The organism is Klebsiella africana, assembly GCF_020526085.1.
Taxonomy (GTDB): domain Bacteria; phylum Pseudomonadota; class Gammaproteobacteria; order Enterobacterales; family Enterobacteriaceae; genus Klebsiella; species Klebsiella africana.
In genome coordinates, this window is the sequence record NZ_CP084874.1 from 2431843 (window position 1) to 2455067 (window position 23225).

The following is a 23225-nucleotide window of genomic DNA, read 5'->3' on the forward strand; positions in this document are numbered from 1 at the left end:
TGGTAACCTGTGCGCGGCCCCGGGGGTGAACGGCGGGGTTCAAACGGGAAAGAGAATGGATATTAAGCAACTCAAGTATTTGATCGCGCTCGATCAGACGCGCCATTTTGGCCAGGCGGCAGCGGCCTGTCATATTACCCAGCCGACGCTCTCCATGCGGATTCGCAATCTGGAAGAGGAGCTGGATCTGACGCTGATCCAGCGCGGCCAGCGTTTCGAGGGATTTACCCCGGAGGGGGAGCGGATCCTGGCCTGGGCGCGAGCGGTGCTCGCCGCTCATGACGGCCTGGCGGCAGAGGCGGCGATCTGTCGCGGGCAGATGGTCGGCCAGCTGCGGGTCGGTATGGTGCCGCTGGCGAGCCTCAATCCGATGCAGTTGATTAAACCCCTGGCGGAGAAATATCCGGCGCTGCAGTTCAGCCTGTTGTCGATGACCTCGGAGCAGATTATCGATGGCGTCAGCCGTAACCAGCTTGATCTGGGCATTTGCTATCTGCAGCATCTGGACGAGCGTCAGTTCAAGATTGCCCGCTTGCCGCAAACCCGGATGGGGCTCCTGCACGATAAACGCCATTACGACTTCAGCGCCGGGACGCCGGGCTGGGAGGCGCTGGCGACGTTGCCCCTCGGCTTTCTGACCAAGGGGATGTATTACCGGGAATCGATTGAAATTAGCTTTAAGGCCAAAGGGTTAACGCCGAGATATGTCTTTGAAAGCGATTCGACCTTTCAGATTATCCAGGCGGTGCAGGCGGGGATCTGCTGCGCCATTATGCCGCTTAACAATGGCCTCGAAGCGCTAAGCGATAATCTTGAAATTCTGCCGATCGCCGAAACCCAGGTTGATTCACAGCTGGCGCTGATTATGCGCCAGCAGGAACCAGTCTCGACCCTGGCGGAAAAATGCTTCGCCGAGGCGCAGGGGATTTTTGGCTGAGGCCGGGCCGCCGACCTGGCGGCTTGTCACTGAAATGCCTAAACGACCCTCTGATGGGAGAGTGCCAATATAGCCCCGGTGGTGCAGGACCATTGGTAAAAGTGGTATTGCGGTGCCGCTTAATGTTGTCCAGAAGATACAAGCTTTAATGACAATTTTTTATCCCTCCTGCAGTACACATCACAAATATTAACTACGGCAACAGCCGTCATTTAAGTTAACAACAACCGATATATATTACTCCATAATGATATATTAGGCTGACTTCCTGGTTAGATTATGATGCATTAATGTCATGCCGGCATATGAATTGTTAAATGAATATGTCTGAAAACTAATAACATCACGGACTGTTTACATGTCATCTCATACCAACATTGTACAAGAAAAGGCTTTGCAACTGATGCAAAGCATTGGTCAAAATACTTATCTTAAGTCAATTATGAGCGGTATGATGCTCATATTGCCAGTAACGATTATGAGCTCTGTGGCGACTTTGCTTAAAGTGTTTCCATTTGCTCCATACCAGGATTTTTTGTTACGACACAACTTAACTCGCTTCTTTGATATCCCGATTACCTTCACGAATAATTTTTTAGCCGTGATTGTCGCTTTCTCGGTTGCCTATACGCTAGCGAAAAATTTCGATGTTGATGGCTTCATGTCAGGCCTGATTTCAATGATCTCTTTCTTTATTTTAACGCCGTATGAACTCGGTGAAATAGGGCCGTTAGGGCAATCATTTTCAATTCCTGGCCAATGGCTGGGGCCCATGGGGCTATTTACCGCCATTCTGGTGGCGATAATTTCAACACGAATATTCGTGGCAATAACCCGTAAGGGGTTGATTATCAAAATGCCAGAAAACGTTCCGGAATTTATCTCCAAATCGTTCTCTTCATTGATTCCAGGAATCGCCATCCTGACGCTATTTACAATTATCTCCGCAGTCATTACCAGTGTTGGTTATGGTAGCATTCACGAAATTATTTATAAATTAATCCAGGTTCCGCTGACATCACTTGGATCCGGAATCTGGTCACTCATCTTTGTTGCTGTTGTTGCGCAATTGCTATGGTTTTTTGGGCTGCATGGCCACGCTATCACCCTCGGTATCGTAGCGCCGATCTGGTTTGCCATGGATGCCCAGCAGCTTGCTGCGTATGCCGCAGGCGTCGACTTACCCAACATCACAGGCTTTGCGTTCTTTATGACTTATGGCGCTGCTGGAGATTTATTGCCGCTGGCTATAATGCTCGCTTTTTTCGCGAAGAGCGCACGCTATAAAACGCTCGGTAAGATCGCCTTGCCGCCAGCTATCTTCACCATTGGCGAACCGATGGCTTATGGCGTGCCGCTGGTAATGAATTTTACTCTGGCGATTCCTTATATTTTTATCAATGGCATCATGCTCGGCATTGCATGGTATCTAACGGTCATTGGCGTATTGCCTCGCGTCGCTGGGGTGAGTACCCCGGCCGGCATGCCGATCATTATTTCTGGTTTTATGCAGGGGAGCTGGAAAATTGCCGCTTTCCAATTTATAGGACTTATTGCGCGATTTGCAGGATGGTATTTCTTCTTCAAGACTGCCGATCTTGTCGCTTGCCGGGAAGAAAATCAGACGGATACCATTTGAATGCTCCATAAAAATATGCCAGCAACGCCAATTTAGCCATGGTGGGAAAGATGTTAAGTATCAATTACCAAACGGAAAACATTATTGTCGATCATCTGCCAATTATGGTGTGCTGGTCTACCAATTATCCTCAAAAGTCATTTTCGATAAAAGTGTATAAAGGTGCCGAACTGGTATCTCTTATCGCAAGAGAGGGTAATAATACAATTATCACTCTCGATGCAATATCGTTACAAAACTTTACTTCTTATACTATAGAAGTCCTTACCCACGGTGACAATGGTGAGAACAATGTTTATAGAAACAGTTTTACAACCAGTAACCTTGGCCATTTTTCTGGCCGCTGGGTGAGCGGTGGGCATCACTTCACTAATGATATTCATTACTATCGCGGTAAACGTAATGTGGTAATGAGAAAAACAATTTATCTCGACGAAGACCTCCTTGATGCCTATATCAGCATTGTTGGTCTTGGTTTTTATAAATTGTATATCAACGGTAAAGAGGTCACCCGCGGTGAGCTCAATACTGACTGGACAAATTATGCTAAAATTATTTATTATGATACTTACAGTATAAAACCGTTTATTAATCAGCCGAAAAATGAAGTCATTGTTGAGCTAGCCGATGGCTGGTTTAATCCAGCGCCGCTTAAATTATTTGGTAAATATAACCTGAGAGAGAACTTAACCATCGGTGAACCACAGGTCATCGCTGACATTTATATGAAGTTTGCAGATCGCGAAATGATCATCGGTAGTGATGCCGACTGGCAATATTGCGAAGGCGCTTATACCTTCAATAATATCTATTTGGGCGAGCGCCTGGATATGAAACTGTTTCGCGGAGACAACACCACCGATTTGCTGATGCCTGACTGGAAAAATGTGGTGCTGAGCAACGGGCCTGAAGGCCGTCTGGTCTCGAGTTTTATTCCGAAAATTAACCATACGTTGTCCCTCGGGGCAGAGCATATCCACGTCGTAGACGAAGAGACATTCATTATTGATTTCGGTGCCATCGTCACCGGATTTATCGATTTATCCATTACCGCGTCTGAGAATCAACGTGTGGAACTGCTCTATAGCGAAGACGTTGATGAAAACTACGAACTAAACACTGACTCCACCCTTGCGGGATTTGTCGGCAAACAGGTTACTGAAGGTGTGATTATTGACGGCGGAATTGGAGCACCGGCGAGGGCGGAGCAGAAGGATGCCTTTGAATGCCGCAGTGGGAAGAATCATTTTATCAATGCCTTTACCTGTCATTCGTTTCGCTATGTGCAGTTAAGCGGTATTAATATTGAACAATTAAACAATGTTCAGGCGCTTTCAGTACATACAGTACTACGGGAAAACGGGGGCTTTTACTGCTCAGATCCTTACATAAATAAGCTCTTTGAGGTTGCTAAAAGAACCAAACTCAATAACATTCATTCGGTCTTCGGGGATTGTGCCCGCGAACGTTTCGCCTATGGCGGAGACATTGTCGCGTTGGCCCGCTCGCAAGTGTATCAGTTTGACTCTGCCGCTATTTATAAGAAAACTATCTTTGATTTTATCAATGATATTCGTCCCTGTGGTGGTGTGACGGAAACTGCGCCATTTATGGGAATTAAAACTAATGGCGTCGGTGGGGAAACGGGACCCCTGGGCTGGCAACTGGTATTACCTTATTTGATAGCCATTCACTATCGACATTATGGCAATGTCAATTTGCTGGCCGAAAGCTTGCCATTTCTTGAGAAGCAAATCCTCTCCCTGGAAATGCGCGACTTTGATGAGCTGGTAACCTGCTGCCTGGGTGACTGGGGAAGCCGCGATCATGATATGCGTAATTACAAAAATGGCTCGCCAGCTCTCCATTTCACCAGTGCTTGTTTCTATTATTACCATTTGTTAATTATCGCAAAAATATGTGATGATCTTGGCTTAAAAGAAAAATGGCTAAAATATATTAGCAAGGCCAATAAAATTAGAGAGAAAATTTTATCACTCTATAAGAATACGGATGGCAGCTTCGCCGATCGCAGTCAGACCAGCTTTGTTTTTGCAATCTACTTCGATTTGTGTGATGATATCGAGGGTTCATTGAACGCATTGATCGATCTCATCAAAAAAGAGCAAAATATTATCACCTGTGGGATTTTTGGCCAAAGTTTTGCCTATGAAATATTTCATCGCTATGGTCATAATGAATTAATCCTTGAATGGTTAAGAGTCGAAGCCGGATTCAGGAAAATGCTTAAAAATGATGCCAGCACATTGAAGGAATTTTTCGGTGATAACCTGAATGGTTCAAATAATCACGCGATGTTCAGTTCTTATACCAGCTGGCTGTTTCAGGCTTTGGGCGGCATTACCGTCGCTGAGGAGGCGGTTGGTGCTGATGTTATTTTGATCAGCCCATCCTTTACTGAGACGATTAACTTTGTGGATTGCTGGCATCAAACCATCAGAGGGCGTATTGAGTGTCGCTGGCGGCGCTATAAAAAAGGCATTGAATTAGTCATCAAAGTGCCATTTAATCTCAAAAAATGCACCCTTAAATTACCAAAAGTGTATCAACTTAATAAACAATTACCTGCGCCAATAGACTGTGATACCTATCATCAGTTTTATGACATTACCGATGCAGGTGAGATAAAAGTACTATTGTAATGATAGTACATATCCAAACGTTCGCTCCAGTTAGGTACTTTTATGTTACACCATGATATTCATGAAAAGCTACTGGCTTATACCGATAGAGAACTCGAACTGCTTCGCGCTAACTATCAACTGTGTCATAAATTCAAAAGCCATATGGAGCGAAGGTTTTTCAAAGACAACTACATTCATATTGAAAAGCAGACCCGATTTACTAAAATTCCGTTGCATTCTCATGGCTTTATCGAGCTTATTTATATATATCAGGGTAAAATGCATCAGAAGATCAATGAAGAAAGTCTCACTCTGGGTAAGGGTGAGATCCTGCTTATCAACCAGTTTGCCAGACACGAAATTGAAGCCGCAGGGCAGAATGATATTATCATCAATTTTATTATTAAGACTGAATTTTTCGGTCGACTCATGTCCCTTTTTGATGAAAATAACATCATTTCCCGTTTTATCCTTTCAGCAATTAATGGCAGAAAAAAGCATGGAGAGCATATTCACTTTAAAGTGGGGGAAATCGACGCAATTCAAAACATTATGCATGTCATCATCAGCGAGATCTACAGTAATAACCACTTAAAAGAGATACGCGTCAATTTCCTGGTGGGACTGTTGATGACCGAACTGCTCTCGAATGTGCAAGCCAGCGATTACCATATCAACGGCAGTTACAATGAATCACTTGCCATGGCCGTGTTGAGATATATTGATACAGATTATAAAACTGCCAGCCTGAAAGAGATCTCCTGTCGTTTAAATCAGCCTAATTATAAAGTGAGTAAACTGATAAAAGACTTCACCGGTAAGAACTTTAGCGATTTGTTGGTTGAAAAACGCCTGGATGTGTTGATCCATCTCCTCAAGCATACTAATCACTCTATTATTGATGTTATTAATATGACGGGTTATGAAAACGCCTCGCATTGTTATAAAGTATTTAAAGAGAAATATAATATGAGTATTAAGGAGTATCGTGATCTGAACTCCTGAATAGTAAATTTGCTCACAGCGTTCATGCTATTTGCTATTGCATGTTTTTGTAATAAGTAAAATCGGCAACAACCGATATATAAAAAGGCAAGCTGGGTTATAACACGAGTGGCATTCTTTAAATAAAATCAGATAAGCAATAAAAATAATAATTTTATTTATTTTATATCTCTTACCCGATGGAGTCTGAAGAATGAACCCCAGAATTATTATTCCAGGTGTTATCTTATGTTTTCTGCCTGCGGCCTTATGCCATGCGGCCAATCTAAGCGACGACGGCAGCTTCCAGTTAAATGGATATGGCATGGTGGCTGGAGATTTTCAGAGCGAACTAAACCGTCCCAAAAACATGTCGTTGCATACCGACCCCACCGGACCTAATCAGGATCCTCGTGGCAAAATGGGCGATTTGGGAAACAGTTTCTGGCACGATTACTGGACATCGCTGGCTATCACTAAAAAATGGCAGGGTCTGGCTTCTCCTGAGCAGTGGGCTGATTACACCTATGAAATGGTGGGTTACGGCGATAAAACGGTAGAAACGGCACAGAATTATGGGCGCTTTGGTGGGCTCTCTTTTCTTCCCGAGGGCGCAAACATTTGGGCTGGGCGTCGTTACCTCGATCAACGTATTAATATCTTCGCTTACAATACCAAAGAAGTGCATATTGATTCTGGCCTCGGTTATAACAGTAAGAATTTTGATTTGAACGTTGGTACCGACCAGATCGACTGGTCCAGCGATACCGCGCCGCAGGCGATAGAAGGCTCGCGGCGCATCGTTGATATGGCTTATCGTATCGATCAGACAGAACTGGGTATGACCTATGTTAAAGAAATTGATGACCCATTGGGCACTGGCAAGCAGAAAGCAATTAGTTTTTCCGCGAAATACAGCATGCCGTCTTTTTGGGGAGTGGCAAAGGGACAATCGACAGTCAAATTACAGTATGGTAAAGGGGTTATTGCTCCTTATCTGAACACCAGTCGTATTACCGTCCTTAGCGAAGAGGGCGATTCTTCAATGCGTTTTTCCACCGACGGAAACTTGACGTTGTTTGATGATTTTGCCGTCTCGCCGGCTTTCATCTATGAATATACCAAGCGTGAAAAAACTGCTGACCGAACCACCTTTATACCTGATACAGGTTATTCAGGGGGGGACATGACCTATGGTTCCGCAAATGAAACCGGCATCTTTACCGGCGTAAACGTTAAGCAAAATATTCATCACCAAAATCTCTCCATGTTGTATGAAGTCATGGTGAATAACACTATCAACAAAAATGGCGTCGAAGGCGCCAGCGGCGTCGGCTACAAAATCGCCGCCGGCCCGGCCCTACAGCTGGATGTTTTACCGTATGTCGCGCCGATTCTCAGTTTGACGGTTACCTACGCAGGCGGGGACAAAGAGGTCACGTTATTGCCGGAAGACTCGGAGTGGCGAGTCGGGTATCGAATGGAAGTCTGGTTCTGAATCATTACTACATCACTACAGGATATTACCCTATGAACAAACACGTCGCTGCTCTGCTGACGATGCTTATTATTCCGTCTGCTTTTGCGCAAACATCTTTAACAGACAGCAAAACTATCGTTATTAAACCCAGCGCTCTGGCCGTCGAGATGGTGCCTGATATTGCCTATTCATTTACGCAAAATATCATGGGACGACCGCTCCAGTTAACGATGGATTTGCTCAAGCCTTATGCTGATAAACCGTTACCCGCAGTAGTATTTATTACCGGCGGCGGCTTTCTCGATGCGCCCAAATCAAAATTTATCGGTCAGCGGGTCGATATTGCCCGGGCCGGTTATGTCGTCGCCAGCATTACCTATCGGGTCGTACCCAATGTGACTTTCCCGGGCATGGTTGAAGATGCGAAAACGGCGGTCAGATTTTTACGCGCCAATGCTGAAAAATTAGGCATCGATCCCAACCATATCGCTGTGATGGGCGAGTCGGCGGGTGGATATTTAGCCGCTATGGTGGGTACCACCAGCGGCCATAAAGAATTTGACCAGGGAGAGTATTCAAATCAACGCAGCGATGTGCAGGCGGTGGTTGATCTCTATGGCCTGTCCGATTTGACGAAAGTCGGCGCTGACTTTTCCGCGGACATTCAAAAAGCGCATCAGTCACCGGCCATACCAGAGGCGATGCTGGTTAATGGTATTCCCTGGCAAGGCGGTGGCGCTATCTCCGCCTATCCCGAAAAGGCGAAACGGGCTAATCCCATCACCTGGATTTCGAATAAAACGCCGCCTTTTCTGCTAATGAACGGCGATGCCGACAATGTGGTTTCACCCAGCCAGTCAACGCTTTTACACGAGGCGCTGGTAGCGAAAAAAATACCGTCCACCCATTACGTGGTGAAAGGGGCGGATCACGCAGGTTTGATGTGGTATCAGCCTGAAGTATCAAAAATTATTATTAATTTTTTAGATCAAAATCTCAAAGATAAGCATCAATAATACGTTATAGGAACAGGTAAATAAGATGAAAAAAATATTTTTGTGCTGCGCAGCCGGCATGTCAACGAGCATGGTGATGAATAAAATGAAGCAAGCGGCCGCAGCGAAAGGCATTGCTGTCGATATTATTGCTGTTTCAATGGATGATTTTGACCGCACGTTACCAAATTACGATTGCTGTCTTTTAGGGCCGCAGATTAAATATAAATTCGAAGAATTTAACAAAAAGGCCGCTGCGGTGGGTAAGAGAGTCGCCGTTATCGATAGCATGGATTACGGCATGATGCGTGGCGATAAAATTCTTGATGCGGCGCTGGCGCTGCTGGATGAATGTTCACTCAACAAGTAGGGCACCCGTATGGATATGGAAGCAACCGTCATGGAACTCATCATTAACGCCGGTGAGTCCCGCAGTCTGGCGATGCAAGCGCTGCAAGCCGCCAGAAAAGGAGTGTGGCAGGACGTTGATAGGCTGATGCAGGACGCCGCGGATGCCGCAAAACGCGCGCATGATGTACAAACCATGCTTATTGGTATGGATGAGGGCTGCGGCAATGTACCGGTTAATCTTATTCTGGTACATGCCCAGGATCATATAATGACCTCTATGCTCGCGCGGGAATTGATCGCGGAGCTTATTGAGGTTCAGCGCCAGTTGCAACATCGCACCTGATAAAATATGTCGCCGCCGGCACCTTCGGCGGCGACAGCCATCAGATATTCTCCAGACGAATGCCCCGCGTTCTCGGGCCGAAAATCCCCACCGACAGCATCACCATCAGCATACTGACGACGATAAAGCTAATTACGCCCGGCGTGCCGGCGTATTGCAGAATAATGCCGATCAGGATGCTGGTCACCGCCGTGGAAAGCCGGCTGAAGGAGTAGCAGAAGCCAACGGCGCGGGCGCGAATGTGGGTCGGGAAGACCTCGGCCTGGTAGGCGTGGTAGCTGATGGTCAGCCAGGCGTTGGACCAGGTGATCATAAATCCGCAGATCACCAACAGGATCGGACTGTTTTGCAGAGCGAACAGGGTGCCGAAGATAACGGTCATCAGCGCGGAGAGGACAATCTGCCACTTGTTTTCAAAGCGATGCACGAAGCGGGTGCAGAACAGACAGCCCAGCGGATAGGCGAGGGTGATAAAGAAGGCGTACAGCAGGCTATGGGTGATGCTGGCGCCCTGACCGGAGAGCAGTGCCGGCAGCCAGTTGCCGAAGCCGAAGAAACCGATCGCCTGGAAGAAATTCATCACCATCAGCATCAGGGTGCGCTGCCGATACTGCGGCGCCCAGATCTCGCGAAAGGTGCCGCGTTTGACGACGCTCTGTGCCGCCTGCGCATGCTTCGGCGACGGCGTCAGGCCGCAGCGGGCTTCCATCTCACACATCACCGTATGCGCTTCATCATGCCGCCCTTTGGTTTCCAGCCAGCGGGCTGACTCCGGTAGCTTTTTACGGATAAACCAGATCGCCAGCGAAAACAGTGCGCCAAAGATGATCACCCAGCGCCAGCCGCTGAGGCCGAACAGGGTGGTCGGCACCAGCATCCAGGACATCAGCGCCACCGCCGGAACCGAAAGGAACTGGATGAAGAAGGCAAAGGCAAAGGCTTTATTGCGCAGATGGGTTGGCACCCATTCGCTGAGGTAGGTATCAATGGTCACCAGCTCAATGCCGAGACCGATCCCCACCAGAAAGCGGAAGAAGATCACCCCTTCTGCGCTACTTTGCGTCGCCATCAACAGCGAAAAAAGACCGTACCAGGCGAGCGCCACCATAAAGGTCAGGCGGCGGCCCAGTTTGTCCGCCAGTGGCGCCAGCAGACTGGCGCCGATAAACAGCCCCATAAAGGTGGCGGAGGCGAAGGCCGCCTGGTCGGCGATGCCGAAGATGCCCGCCTGCCCGGTGTGGAAAATGCCCTCCGCCAGCAGGCCCGCGCTGATATACCCGGTCTGGAAGAGATCGTAGAGCTCAAAGAAGCCGCCAAGGGAGAGCAGGGTAATAAACGACCATAACCCAAATGAGGCGGGCAGCGCATCAATGCGTCCGGTTAAGCTGGCGTGCGGTTGTCCTGGCGAAGCATAGGGCGTTTCGCCGAGAACCTGGGTGGTAGACATGGTGTTGTGTTCCTCAGGAAGAATGGTTTGCCTGCTAATGTTAATTGATTGTTAATAGTTTTAAATTTTTAATCCTTAGCCTTAGCGACATTCTTTAGCGCAAGATCGCGCTGGGGAGACATAAAGATGATATTCATGCTGGTTTTCGCCGCATCCCAGCGACGGAATTGAAGTAAATCACCGCTGACGGCATTTCCGGTTGTGCGAGTCGCCAACCTGTGGGAAAGCGGCTAGAATGGCCTCCTCGCAGGAGGTTATAAGAATGTTAAAAGATGGATGTGCGCCGTCGGGGTCTGGCTCGTCCGAGGCGACGGCCGATTTTTATTTTAGCCACGTGATGGCCGAACAGGCGGCGCGGGCGCGCCTGACGCTGGACGACGATCAGCTGTCGCTTATCGCCCGCCTTGACGCCCTGGGCCAGCAGCTGATGTCCGCGTCCGGCACGCCGCAGGGGCTGTACGTCTGGGGACGTACCGGGCGAGGGAAAAGCTTTATCCTCGACCACTTTTTCGCCAGCCTGCCGCTCGCCGCCAGGCGGCGGGTTCATTTTCATCACTTCTTCCGCGAACTGCACCAGCGGCTGAATGCCCCTGGGGCGCCCGGCCTGCAGACGGTGATGAGGCAGATGACCTCCGGATGCCGCCTGCTATGCTTTGACGAATTTCATCTGCACGACCCCGGCGATGCCATGCTGATCAAAGCCTTGCTGGAACACCTCTTTCAACGCGGTATCGTGTTGCTGGCCACCTCAAACTATCCGCCGGAGATGCTGCTGCCCAACCCGCTGTATCACGATCGCTTTTTACCGTCGATCGCGCTGATCCGCGCCCATCTAACGGTGGTGGCGCTGAACGGCGAGGAGGATTATCGCGAGCGGCATCTGAGCCAGGATAACGCCTTCTGTAGCGGGCGGCGGTGGGTGAACCCAAGCGTGCAACAGCGCCAGCTGTACGATCTACCGTCGCTGCCTGGCGAACCCATCTCGCTGGAGGTTGGTTACCGCACCCTCCAGGCGGTCGCGGCGTCACCTGACTTGCTGCACTTCACCTTTACCCAGCTCTGTCAGGCCGCCACGGCGGTGATGGACTATCTGACGCTCTGCGAAAACTATGCCGTCTGGTTACTGGATGAGGTGCCGCCGTTGTCTACGGTGGGGCCGGCGGCCCAGCAGCGCTTTATCAACGTGATTGATGTGCTGTATGAAAAGCAGATCCGCCTGCTGCTGGTGACCCGCTGCGATCTGCAGACGCTGGTGGCCGGGGTGGAACTAGAGGATATTCAACGAACGCGGAGTCGCCTGCAACAGCTACCGCTGGCGGTGTGAGAAAAACGCCCCGGCGGGAGCCGGGGCGATGGGATTACAGATCGAAACGGTCGAGGTTCATCACCTTGGTCCAGGCGGCGACGAAGTCATGCACCAGCTTCTGCTGCCCGTCGGCGCAGGCGTACACTTCCGCCAGGGCACGCAGTACCGAGTTGGAGCCAAACACCAGATCCACGCGGGTGGCGCTGTACTTCGCTTCGCCGGTTTTACGGTCGCTGCCGGTAAACAGCTCCGCGTTATCATCGGCCGCTTTCCAGACGGTGGCCATATCCAGCAGATTGACGAAGAAGTCATTGCTGAGCACGCCGACGCGGTCGGTAAATACCCCGTGTTTGCTGCCGTCGTAGTTCGCGCCCAGTACGCGCAAGCCACCGACCAGCACGGTCATTTCCGGGGCGGTTAACGTCAGCTGCTGCGCTTTATCGATCAGCAGGGTTTCCGTCGACACTCCGCCTTCGATACGGCGATAGTTGCGGAAGCCATCCGCCAGCGGCTGCAGCAGGTCAAACGACTCGACGTCGGTCTGCTCAGGCAGGGCGTCGACGCGGCCTGGGGTAAACGGCACATTGACGCTGACGCCGGCGGCAGCGGCAGCCTGCTCAACGCCGACCACGCCGGCCAGCACGATAATATCGGCCAGCGACGCTTTGCCGGAGGCGCGCTGGATCGCCTGCAGGGTCGGCAGCACCCGGCTGGCGATGGCGTTAACCGGCCAGTCTTTCTGCGGGGCCAGCGCCAGACGCGCGCCGTTGGCGCCACCGCGCTTATCGCCGCCGCGGAAGGTGGAGGCAGACGCCCAGGCGACCGAGACCAGCTCACTGACCGACAGGCCGGCGCCGGCGATGGCGGTTTTCAGGCTGGCGATATCTTCCGCGCTCGGCTGGTGGGTCGCTGCCGGCAGCGGATCCTGCCAAATCAGATCTTCTTTCGGCACTTCCGGCCCGAGGTAACGGGATTTTGGCCCCATATCACGGTGGGTCAGCTTGAACCACGCCCGGGCGAACGCCTCGTTAAAGGCCTGCGGATCGTTGAGGAAGCGGCGAGAGATTTTTTCAAACTCCGGGTCGAAGCGCAGGGTCAGATCGGTGACCAGCATGGTCGGTTTGCGCTTTTTCTCCGAGTTAAACGGATCCGGGATAATCTCCGGCGCGTCTTTGGCTTCGAACTGGATCGCGCCAGCCGGGCTGCGGGTCTGCACCCATTCGTATTTGAACAGGTTTTCGAAAAAGTAGTTGCTCCACTGGGTCGGCGTCTGCGTCCAGACCACTTCCAGACCGGAGGTAATGGCGTCTGCGCCTGCGCCGCTGCCGTAGCTGGAGTGCCAGCCCAGACCTTGCGCTTCCAGCGGTGCGGCCTCGGGCTCGGCGCCGACGTGGCTGGTTTCGGCAGCGCCGTGGGTTTTACCCAGCGTATGGCCGCCGGCGATCAGCGCGACAATCTCTTCATCATCCATCGCCATATTGCCGAAGGTGGCGCGAATGGCCGCCGCGGCGGACAGCGGCTCGCCGCTGGCGTTTGGTCCCTCCGGGTTGACGTAAATCAGACCCATCTCGGTGGCGCCGATGGCCTGTTTCGCCAGGCTTTCCGGGTGACGGTGGGCCAGCCACTCTTTCTCATCGCCCCAGTCGACGTCGAGATCCGGTTCCCAGACGTCTTCACGACCGGCGCCAAAGCCAAAGGTGCGGAAGCCGGCGTTTTCCAGGGCGACGTTACCCGCCAGCATGTAAAGGTCAGCCCAGGAGATTTTCTGGCCATATTTCTGTTTCACTGGCCACAGCAGACGGCGGGCTTTATCGAGGCTGACGTTGTCAGGCCAGGAGTTCAGGGGGGCAAAGCGCTGTTGTCCACGACCTGCGCCGCCGCGACCGTCAACGGTGCGGTAGGTGCCGGCGCCGTGCCAGGCCATACGAATAAACAAGCCAATATAGCTACCCCAGTCTGCCGGCCACCACTCTTGCGAATCGGTCAGCAGCGCTCTGAGATCAGCCTTCAGCGCGGAGTAATCGAGCTTTTTAAACTCTTCCCTGTAGTTAAAATCCTCACCCAACGGGTTGGAACGATTGGAGTGCTGGTTTAGCAGATCGACACGCAGCTGGTTTGGCCACCAGTCGCGGTTGGCGGTGCCGCTGCCGGCGCTCTGTTTTGGCGTCTCGGCGTGGAAAGGGCACTTTCCGGCGGATGCGTTGTTGGATGGGTCGTTAGACGTGCTCATATCAGGCTCCGTTTGCTTTTGTGAATGCCGTTACGATATACACTGCTACCAATAAGCGATATTTGAATGAGTCTACGGATTTAATAGCTAATTCCGTTCAACGAAGGGTTAGGCAACCCCCTGGTGGGACCGCAACGGTCCGGAGATTGAGATTAACCTCATTAGTAACCATAGCCGTAACGAGACGGCAAAGGAAACGATCTCGGAGAATCCTGTTGGCGGAATGCTAATTATTTGAGATATGACAATTTTTACTACGAATTACGCATTAGCGCTGCCAGTAGGGCGGCGAGCCATACACCGCGGAAAAATAGTCAATGACCGTCCGCACGTTGAGAGAGGGATGGCGGGTATAAGGATAAATCGCCGCGATATACGATGGCGTGTGGCTGATGGCCGCCGAGAAGCGATCCATCAGCGTGACTAATGTCCCGTTGTGCAGCGCTTCGCTAACCATCCAGTCGGGAAATAACACCACTCCCATACCGCCAATCGCCGCAGTGAGCAGGGCATCGGCATTGTTCGAGGTCATGAGCGGCGTTTGCGGAAAATGCACCCATGCCTCTTCACCCTGGCGAAACAGCCAGCGGTTGGCTCCCTGCGAACCGCCATACACCAGCGTGCGATGTTGACGCAATGCCTCCGGTGAGGCCGGGCTGCCGTACCGTGAGACATACTCCGGGGAGGCGGTCAGGTAATAGCGCTGGCTGCCAAACACCCTGGCGTGATAGCCCGCGTCCGGCAGGCTGCTGATGCGAAACAGGATATCCGTCGCGTCGCGATGGGGATCGATAAAATCGTCGGTCAGCGTCAGATCAAACTGCAGTTTGGGATGCCGGGCCGCCAGTTCCGCAAGCCAGGGGGCGATATGCCGCTGACCAAAATAGACCGGCGCATTGATCCGCACCAGCCCGCCGGGGGCCTGTGCCCGATCCTGTAACGCCCGTTGCGCGTCGGCGTACTGTCCCAGCAGTTCCCGAGCGGACGCTGCAAAAAGGCGTCCTGCCTCGGTCGGTACTACGGCACGGGTGTTGCGGTAGAACAACTGCTGCCCAAGGGCATCTTCCAGCTGCTGGATGGTCCGCGAGATCAGCGAAGGAGAGACCCCTTCGCGGCGGGCCACTACGGAAAAACTCTGGTTATCGTAAACCGCGATGAAAAGCTGAAGGGCGCGAAAATCGACGCTGCTGGCATCGGCCATCTGTGCAATTCCTGCAAAAGTGTTTCCTTCATTATACCGTTTATTACATCGCCACGCTGCTTTATGCTCTGCCGCCTGTTGTTCAGAGGAGGCGCAGTAATGGCGTTATTATTCATTTTATTAGTGATAGCCGGCGGCATGGGATTATCGGTCGAGGCGGGCCTGCTGGGGCCGCTGGCGAGCCAGGTAGGGGATCTGTGGGCAACCATGAGCATCTTTGGGATTGGCGCAGTGTTAACCTTTTTTCTGATGCTGTTTTTCAGCCCACGCAGCAGCCCGTCCTTCTTTTCGCTGCCCGGCTGGCAACTCACCGGCGGCCTGCTGGGCGCGGGGTACGTGGTGATCTTGACCGTGGCGACGCCGGTGATTGGTATTGCCATGACCATGATCGGCATTCTGGCGGGTCAGGTGGCGAAAAGCCTGGCGATCGACCATTTCGGGCTGTTCGGCAGCCCACGGCGCAAAATCGATCCGCGACGCGCCGTAGCGCTGGGGTTGATTATGGCGGCGTTACTGCTGGTGGCCCTGGGTTAAGGAGTAAAAATGAGTACGCTGATAATTATTCTGGCGCTGTGCGGCGGCGCATTGCTTAGCATTCAGGCGGCGATAAACGGCCGTCTTGGCAGCCAGGTGGGGGTGTTTCGCAGCGCCTTTTTAACCTTTGCCACCGGCGCGCTGGTGACCGGATTACTGATCCTGTTTTTTGCTCCGGCGACGTCGGTAACGCTACTACAGGTGCCTAAGTGGCAGCTGCTGGGCGCTTTTTGCGGTGTGCCCTACATCGTCATTATGGTGCTGGCGGTGCAGCGGATAGGCACCGCGACGGCCACCGTGGCGGTGATCTTTGGCCAGCTGACGATGAGCTTGCTAATCGACAACTTTGGCTGGCTGGGCAACAGCACGATGGCGTTCTCGCCTGCGCGACTGGCGGCGGTGATATGCCTGGCCCTGGCGCTGTACTTAATCTATACCTCAGGGAAGTCGGCTGCCTCCGACAAGGCGGCCCGCGCAGAACAGTGAGCCGCGCCGACGCGTCGGGCAACGTGAATACAGTCTGACGCGTCACGGGCAAGGTTAAGAATAACGATCCCTCTAACATGCTGAAACATTTCTGCCAGATCATTAGCAACCTTTCAGTAGGGCTGACGCTGCGATAAGGCTATGCTTCCCGGCCGTTACGCCGTTGGCTTTTCCAGTGATTCAGGTGATGTACCGCTAATGCCCCTTTTGAGAGATGAAATTCGCGACCACTCCGCGGAAGAGATGCTGTTTATCCGCCGGGCCGCAATTGCTTTTCTGCTGGTGGTGGTCTGCTTTGGCGTGCTGATCGTTAACCTCTACCATCTGCAGGTGGAGCAGCATGATTTCTACCAGACCCGGTCAAACCAGAACGACATCAAAATGCTGCCTATCGCCCCCAGCCGCGGGCTGATATTCGATCGCAACGGCATTCCGCTGGTGCAGAATATTACCCTGTATCGCCTGCAGGTGATCCCGAGCAAAATTCCCGATATGGCCGCGCTGTTGCAGCAGCTGACGCCTATCGTCGACCTGACGCCGGACGACATCGCCAGCTTTCGCGACGATATGCACCACACCAGCCGCTATAAAGCGGTCACCCTTAAGTCAGACCTCAGCGATGTGGAGGTGGCCCGCTTCGCGGTCAACGAATTCCGTTTTCCCGGCGTGACGGTGGAGAGCTATCAGCAACGGGAATACCCCTATGGCGCAGAGCTGGCGCACGTGGTGGGTTATGTGTCGAAAATTAACGACAGCGATCTGCAGCGGCTGGCGAAAAACGGCGAAGAGGAGAACTATGCCGCCGACCGCAACATCGGTAAGCAGGGCATCGAGGGCTATTACGAAAAAGCGCTGCACGGCACCACCGGCTATCAGGAAGTGGAGGTGGATAACCACGGCCGGGTAGTGCGTCTGCTGAAAGAGGTGCCGCCGGTGGCCGGAAAAAACCTCTATCTGACTCTCGACCTTCATCTCCAGCAGTACATTGAGTCGGTGCTGAAGGGACAGCGGGCGGCAGTAGTGGTGGTCGACCCGCGGGATGGCGGCGTGCTGGCAATGGTCTCCAGTCCCAGCTACGATCCTAATCCGTTCGTCAAAGGTATCGGTTATCAGGCCTATAAATCGCTGCTGGAGAATCCGGACCGGCCGCTGATCAACCGCGTCACCCAGGGGCTGTATCCCCCGGCCTCGACGGTCAAACCCTATATGGCGCTGTCGGCGCTGTCTGCAGGTGTGATCACGCCGAACACCACCTTCTTCGGGGCGCCGACGTGGACGCTGCCGGGTACGCAACGCCGCTACCGCGACTGGCTGAAAACCGGCCACGGCATGCTCAACGTGACTAAAGCCATCGAAGAGTCAGCTGACACCTTTTTCTATCAGGTCGCCTTCGAGATGGGCATTGACCGGATCCATGAGTGGCTGAGCAAATTCGGTTACGGTCAGTCCACCGGTATCGACCTTAATGAGGAGTACGCCGGGGTACTGCCGAGCCGGGAGTGGAAACAGCGGGTGCATAAAAAGCCATGGTATCAGGGGGACACCATCTCGGTCGGCATCGGCCAGGGGTACTGGATCGCGACCCCGATCCAGATGGTGAAGGCGCTTACCACCCTGCTGAACAACGGTAAGGTGCAGGATCCGCACCTACTCTATTCGATGAAGCAGGGCAACCATGTGGAACGCTATCAGCAGCCGGCGGACCTGCCGCAGGTGGGCGATCCGAAATCCCCGTACTGGGGCATTGTGCGCAACGGCATGTACGGCATGGCGAATCTGCCCAACGGCACTGGCTATAAGCTGTTCCATACCGCGCCGTATCAGATTGCGGCGAAGTCCGGGACCTCGCAGGTCTTCAGCCTGAAGCAAAACCAGACCTATAACGCCAAAATGATCCCGGTACGTTTGCGCGACCATATCTTCTACACCCTGTTTGCCCCTTACCAGCATCCGAAGGTGGCGATGGCGCTGATTCTGGAGAACGGCGGCGGGGATGGGGTGGTGGCCGGACCGACGGCGCGCGCCATCCTGGATCATATTTTCGTCCCGCAGCAGGCATCGTCGGCGGCAGCTGATGTACCGCAGCGTGACAGCGCGGACGCCCAGTAAGCGGCTGGACTTATTCCGGACGCGCATCGTTCATAGATATTGGTTATTTGTCCCGCGGCTTTCCGGGCGGCATAGTGATGGCAGGAACATGACCCGGAGTGAGGAGGAAGAGTGACACGTAACCGATTACTGCTGGTCCAGACCGGCACGCCGCCGACGGCCATTCGCCAGGCGCATGGCGATCTGCCGCACTGGTTCCGTACGCTGCTGGCGCCGTGGCAGACACAGCTCACCGCGGTGCGGGTATTTGAAGATGAACCGCTGCCGGTGCCGGATAACCAGACCATAGCGGTGCTGACCGGCTCGTGGGCGATGGTGACCGATCGTCTGGCGTGGAGCGAACGGACCGCCGACTGGATCCGTCAGGCAGTGGCTATCGATATGCCGCTGTTTGGCGTGTGCTATGGCCATCAACTGATGGCCCATGCTCTGGGGGGCGAGGTGGCGTATCATCCTGCCGGGCGGGAAAGCGGCAGCCAAACCATTACGCTGTCGCCATGGGGTGTCGATGACCCGCTGCTGAGCGGCCTGCCGGCCACATTTCCTGCGCATCTGAGCCATTTGCAAACCGTGACCCGTTTGCCGGAAGGGGCCACGGTGCTGGCCGCGTCCTCCCACGATCCGCATCAGATTGTGCGCTACGGGCCGCACGCGGTCTCCACGCAGTTTCACCCGGAGTTCACCGCGCCGATAGCCCGCTCGCTGATCCGCCACCGGGAGGCGGTACTGAAGACAGAGGGCATTGACGCGCAGCGGTTACACGACGAGGTGCAGGAGAGCCCGCAGGGCGCGGCGATCCTTACGCGCTTCGTCAGCGCTTTTCTGACCCCGGATGCCCCCGGCCATTAATCCCTGTCGTGAACAGCACCTGCCAGCGGCGACGCCGGCGGGCCATTTCGCGGGCCAGGTCGGCCATCTCTTCCACGCGCAGCGCGTCAACCGCCTGCGGCGTTAGCTCTGGTAAACCATACTCCTGACGCAGGGCGGCCAACGCCCGCGCCTCTGGCGGCCTCCTGGCGCGGATCTGAGCGGCCAGGCGCTGCTGTAGCGGTCTGAAGGTCGCCTCATCCATGGGGGCCAGCTGGCGCAGAAAGTCTTTACCACAGCGCAGCAATTCCCCGGCGCGGCGATCCGGGGACTGGAGCGCCATCAGCAGCCCGTCGCGATCGGCGACCCGCTGATAGCGGCAGCTCACCACATAGCCAATCTGCTGCTCCACCCGCAGGCGCTGGAAAAATAGCGGCTCACAATGCTGCGCCAGCAGCCGCAGGGCCGCCAGCGAGGCGCCATCCGGCAGCGGAATAAAGACCAGCAGCGCCGTATCGCCTCCTGGATAAACCAACCGTTCGACGCCATGGCGGCAGGACGCCGCGGGATTGGGGGAGGGATTTACCGGGCCGCTAAGCAGGCTCAGCTGGCGCGCTACCCACTGCGCATCTTCCGTGCTGCCGCCGGCCAGGGCCGCCAGCCAACCTTTCTGATGTCCGGTGGCACCCAGCCGTTCGGGGAGTTGAGCCATGAGATGACGAATAGCGATACTTTCCGGCGGTGGGGTCAGCGAGGCGACCGGGAGTGCGAGCTGATGCAGGATGGCCTGCAGGATTGCGTTCGGCCGTCGGCCGGGCTCTGGCAGCTGGAGGGTCAACTGCCAGCTGCCGTCGAACAGATGCCACTCGCCGTGTCCCCCGGCGTGGCGCAGGGCGGCAAGCAGTGGGCGCAGCGGTTCCCCACGCGCCAGCCCCTCGGCCTGAGCGGGCGAGCAGTAGAAGGGCGGTCGCAGCAGGAGCGTCGGCGGTTCTCCTGGTGACGGGAGGTGGAGCAGCGGCGCGGCTTTCTCCGGGCATTCGGCAACGAGGTCGCCAGCGGCCTGCGGATAAAAAGCGAACGCCAGTGCCGGGTCAGACACCGGGTGGCGGCGCCAGCGGCTAAGCGGCAGGCTAAAGCCTTGGGTGGCAACAGGCTCCCCTGGGGAAACGGTCTGACAGGCCAGGCTAACCGACGGGGCGGCCAGCAGGGCGGCGCAAAAATTGGCGAACCCGGCGGGCGACGCGCCGGGGGCAAAGCCGAATGCCCGCTGGCGCAGCTGGTCGAGGGGCGACAGCGCCTGAAAACGGCGCCGGGATAGCTGATAGTAGTGTTGCTGCTGCTCAGGCGTCGTTTGCTGTAGCGCCTGCAGCCAGTGGGTTATCTGCCGGTCGACCTCTTCCTGGCGGTCGCTGGTGAAAATCAGCGCCAGCCAGCCGAGGTGCCGATCCTGATACAGCCAGTTCAGCGCCACGTCCTCGGCCAGCCGGCGCTGGCGCAGGCCGGCCATCAGGCTGCCGGGGGCTTCATCGAGCAAAAACTCGCGTAATAAAGTGACGTTGTCACTTAAGGCGATCAGCGGACAGCGCCACAGGGCGGGGCGAGAGGCGACCGCCAGCTGCAGTTCAGTGGTCTCGCCCAGGTGTAGCGGCGGCGCCGACTGCGGCGCCTCGCCCGTGGCAAGGCCGGCGGCGAAACGGGCCGCCAGCTCGCCGAGCGCCTCCAGCGACTGCGGCCCCTGCAGCCAGAGCTGCATCCGGCGGGCGACGTAATGGGTGCGGTGAAAATCGCCTAAGGCAGCCTGCAACGCAGAGAGATCGCCCGTCAGCGCGTCGGCGCTGCCTACCTGAAAGCGGCGAAAGGCCGTGGGCGCGCTGGCGACATGACGCACCGCGGCTTCCCGGCGCGACGGCTCATGCTGCTGGATCAGGCGGTACTCGGCGTCAATCACCGCCACTTCGCGCTGAATATCTTCCCTGAGCAGCCGCGGCGCCTGCAGCATCTCCTGCAGACGCGCAACACCCTCCGCCAGCTCCCCGGCGGCGACCTCGAAAAAGAACGCGCTGTGGCGGGCCAGGGTGGTGGCATTCACGCTTCCGCCCTGGCGCTGCACCCAGCCCATCAGCCGGTCATCATCCTTGTAGCGCTCACCGCCGTAAAACAGCAGGTGTTCCAGCAGGTGCGCCAGCCCAGGGAAGCGCGACGGTTCGTGGTGGCTGCCGGCGGCGACCCGCGCCAGGGCAGCCGCGCGATCCGCTTGCGGGTGATGCACCAGGGTGGCCTGCAGGCCGCCCGGCAAAGTGACGGTGCGGGTCGCCAGCGTCATTACAAGTCCCGGGTTTGGTAGATCAGCTGCGAGCGGGTACGGTTGCGGAACTGCAGCTGGCTGACTTTTATGTCGCTGCAGGCCGCTTCGCGCCGGGCCTCGAGGATTTTGTGATGATGCGGGGATTTGCTGCACACCGGGTCGGCGTTATCGGCGCTGCCGGTCAGCATAAAGGCCTGGCAGCGGCAGCCGCCGAAGTCCTTCTCTTTTTCATCACAGGAGCGGCACGGCTCCGGCATCCAGTCATACCCGCGGTAGCGGTTGAAGCCGAACGAGTCATACCAGATCGATTCCAGACTCTGCTCCAGCACCGACGGGAACGCCACCGGCAGCTGGCGCGCGCTATGGCACGGTAGGGCGGTGCCTTCCGGGGTGACGCTGAGGAAAATCGATCCCCAGCCGCCCATACAGCCTTTCGGGCGTTCCTCGTAATAGTCCGGGGTGACGAACAGCAGGTTGGTGAGGTTGCCGCTGGCGGCCATTTTCTGCCGGTAGTCGGCGACCACCTGCTCGGCACGAGCGATCTGTTCCCGGGTCGGCAGCAGCCCTTCGCGATTAAGAAACGCCCAGCCGTAGAACTGGCAGGTGGCCAGCTCGACATCATCGGCTTCCAGCTCAATGCACAACTCGATAATTTTATCGAGCTGGTCGATGTTGTGCCGGTGAAGAACGAAGTTGAGCACCATCGGGTAGTCGCGCGCTTTTACCGCTTTGGCCATCGCCAGCTTCTGCTGGAAGGCTTTTTGGTTGCCGGCCAGCGCGGCGTTGAGCACTTCATCGCTGGCCTGGAAGCTAATCTGGATATGGTCCAGCCCGGCCTCGCTGAAGGCATCCAGTTTGCTCTCCGTCAGCCCTATCCCGGAGGTGATCAGGTTGGTATAGAACCCGAGGTCGCGCGCGGCGCGGATCAGCTCCGGCAGATCTTTACGGGTCAGCGGCTCGCCGCCGGAAAAGCCCAGCTGTACGCTGCCCATCGCCCGCGCCTGGCGAAAGACCTCGATCCATTGTTCGGTGGTCAGCTCCTTATCCTGCCGGGCGAAGTCCAGCGGATTGGAACAATAGGGACACTGCAGCGGGCAGCGATAGGTCAGCTCCGCCAGCAGCCACAGCGGCGGATTGACGGTGGGTTTACTCTGGCTCACGGCAGGTGATCCACTTCTGTTGATAGGCGATCTGCAGGAACTCGATGACGTCGTCATCGACGCCACCGGCTTCCGGGAAGCGTTCGTTGAGCACGGCGATAATTGCCGCGACGTCGCGCCGGCCGTCAACCAGCTCGAGGATCGCCGCGGCGGTCTCATTGAGTTTGGCCATTCCTTCCGGATAGAGGATCACATGGCTCTCCTGGGCAGCTTCCCACTGCAGGCGGTAGCCGCGACGAAAGGCAACGATGGAGGTTTCTTGCATG

General features: G+C 54.9%; 18 protein-coding genes and 1 pseudogene. 13 read left to right on the plus strand and 6 right to left on the minus strand.

Translation table 11 applies throughout. The features are described from left to right. The first annotated feature begins 55 nt into the window (after positions 1-55). The 8 genes and pseudogenes from LGL98_RS11880 to LGL98_RS11915 all read left to right on the plus strand — a co-directional run bounded on the left by LGL98_RS11880 (position 56) and on the right by LGL98_RS11915 (position 9374). Positions 56-937, plus strand: coding sequence for a LysR family transcriptional regulator (locus tag LGL98_RS11880; RefSeq protein ID WP_136032836.1), 882 nt, complete (start codon positions 56-58; stop codon positions 935-937). Between the two features lie 403 nt (positions 938-1340). Then, a complete protein-coding gene (locus LGL98_RS11885; RefSeq protein WP_168435348.1) occupies positions 1341-2576 on the plus strand; it encodes a PTS sugar transporter subunit IIC in 1236 nt (411 codons plus the stop codon). A gap of 50 nt (positions 2577-2626) precedes the next feature. Continuing rightward, complete coding sequence (locus LGL98_RS11890) at positions 2627-5239, plus strand: family 78 glycoside hydrolase catalytic domain (RefSeq protein WP_136032840.1); 2613 nt, start codon at positions 2627-2629, stop codon at positions 5237-5239. Positions 5240-5281: 42 nt separating this feature from the next. Further along, a complete protein-coding gene (locus tag LGL98_RS11895) occupies positions 5282-6226 on the plus strand; it encodes an AraC family transcriptional regulator (RefSeq protein ID WP_004180047.1) in 945 nt (314 codons plus the stop codon). Between the two features lie 193 nt (positions 6227-6419). Then, positions 6420-7703: a carbohydrate porin gene (locus tag LGL98_RS11900; protein ID WP_136034477.1), complete on the plus strand. Its 1284-nt coding sequence runs from the start codon at positions 6420-6422 to the stop codon at positions 7701-7703. A gap of 32 nt (positions 7704-7735) precedes the next feature. Beyond that, positions 7736-8691, plus strand: a pseudogene (locus LGL98_RS11905) (alpha/beta hydrolase fold domain-containing protein). Between the two features lie 35 nt (positions 8692-8726). After that, a complete protein-coding gene (locus LGL98_RS11910; RefSeq protein ID WP_025711521.1) occupies positions 8727-9050 on the plus strand; it encodes a PTS sugar transporter subunit IIB in 324 nt (107 codons plus the stop codon). A 9-nt stretch (positions 9051-9059) separates the two neighbouring features. Beyond that, positions 9060-9374 (plus strand): PTS lactose/cellobiose transporter subunit IIA, encoded by a 315-nt coding sequence (locus LGL98_RS11915; protein WP_136034473.1) that lies wholly within the window; start codon positions 9060-9062, stop codon positions 9372-9374. A gap of 40 nt (positions 9375-9414) precedes the next feature. On the opposite strand, the gene LGL98_RS11920 is transcribed toward LGL98_RS11915, so the two are convergent. Further along, positions 9415-10821 carry an MFS transporter gene (locus LGL98_RS11920; RefSeq protein ID WP_136034471.1) on the minus strand — a complete coding sequence of 469 codons (1407 nt, stop codon included), beginning with the start codon at positions 10819-10821 and terminating at the stop codon, positions 9415-9417. A gap of 262 nt (positions 10822-11083) precedes the next feature. Here LGL98_RS11920 and zapE point away from each other — a divergent pair, with 262 nt between their 5' ends. Beyond that, on the plus strand, positions 11084-12145 hold the full coding sequence (gene zapE, locus LGL98_RS11925) for a cell division protein ZapE (protein WP_136034469.1): 1062 nt from the start codon (positions 11084-11086) through the stop codon (positions 12143-12145). A 34-nt stretch (positions 12146-12179) separates the two neighbouring features. Here the strand turns inward: zapE and katG are convergent, their stop codons facing one another. Beyond that, positions 12180-14357, minus strand: coding sequence for a catalase/peroxidase HPI (gene katG / locus LGL98_RS11930; RefSeq protein ID WP_136034467.1), 2178 nt, complete (start codon positions 14355-14357; stop codon positions 12180-12182). Between the two features lie 268 nt (positions 14358-14625). Next, entirely contained in the window at positions 14626-15558 is a 933-nt protein-coding gene (locus LGL98_RS11935; RefSeq protein WP_023287675.1) for a LysR family transcriptional regulator, read from the minus strand. 99 nt (positions 15559-15657) lie between these two features. Here LGL98_RS11935 and LGL98_RS11940 point away from each other — a divergent pair, with 99 nt between their 5' ends. The 4 genes from LGL98_RS11940 (at position 15658) to LGL98_RS11955 (ending at position 19536) form a co-directional block, all read left to right on the plus strand. Beyond that, positions 15658-16092: a DMT family transporter gene (locus LGL98_RS11940; protein ID WP_117091410.1), complete on the plus strand. Its 435-nt coding sequence runs from the start codon at positions 15658-15660 to the stop codon at positions 16090-16092. Positions 16093-16101: 9 nt separating this feature from the next. Further along, a complete protein-coding gene (locus LGL98_RS11945; protein ID WP_025711512.1) occupies positions 16102-16578 on the plus strand; it encodes a DMT family transporter in 477 nt (158 codons plus the stop codon). Between the two features lie 198 nt (positions 16579-16776). Then, positions 16777-18687, plus strand: a complete 1911-nt coding sequence (gene mrdA / locus LGL98_RS11950; protein ID WP_168435413.1) for a penicillin-binding protein 2 — start codon at positions 16777-16779, stop codon at positions 18685-18687. A 111-nt stretch (positions 18688-18798) separates the two neighbouring features. After that, positions 18799-19536: a glutamine amidotransferase gene (locus tag LGL98_RS11955; protein WP_136034465.1), complete on the plus strand. Its 738-nt coding sequence runs from the start codon at positions 18799-18801 to the stop codon at positions 19534-19536. Here LGL98_RS11955 and pqqF read toward each other — a convergent pair. The 3 genes from pqqF to pqqD are packed head-to-tail and all read right to left on the minus strand — an operon-like array spanning position 19499 to position 23224. Continuing rightward, positions 19499-21817: a pyrroloquinoline quinone biosynthesis protein PqqF gene (gene pqqF, locus LGL98_RS11960; RefSeq protein WP_136034463.1), complete on the minus strand. Its 2319-nt coding sequence runs from the start codon at positions 21815-21817 to the stop codon at positions 19499-19501. The two genes, LGL98_RS11955 and pqqF, sit on opposite strands and share 38 nt — an antisense overlap. Continuing rightward, positions 21817-22959, minus strand: coding sequence for a pyrroloquinoline quinone biosynthesis protein PqqE (gene pqqE, locus LGL98_RS11965; RefSeq protein ID WP_136034461.1), 1143 nt, complete (start codon positions 22957-22959; stop codon positions 21817-21819). The genes pqqF and pqqE overlap by 1 nt, the downstream gene beginning before the upstream one ends. Continuing rightward, positions 22946-23224, minus strand: a complete 279-nt coding sequence (gene pqqD / locus LGL98_RS11970; RefSeq protein WP_136034459.1) for a pyrroloquinoline quinone biosynthesis peptide chaperone PqqD — start codon at positions 23222-23224, stop codon at positions 22946-22948. The genes pqqE and pqqD overlap by 14 nt, the downstream gene beginning before the upstream one ends. Position 23225 lies beyond the last annotated feature (1 nt).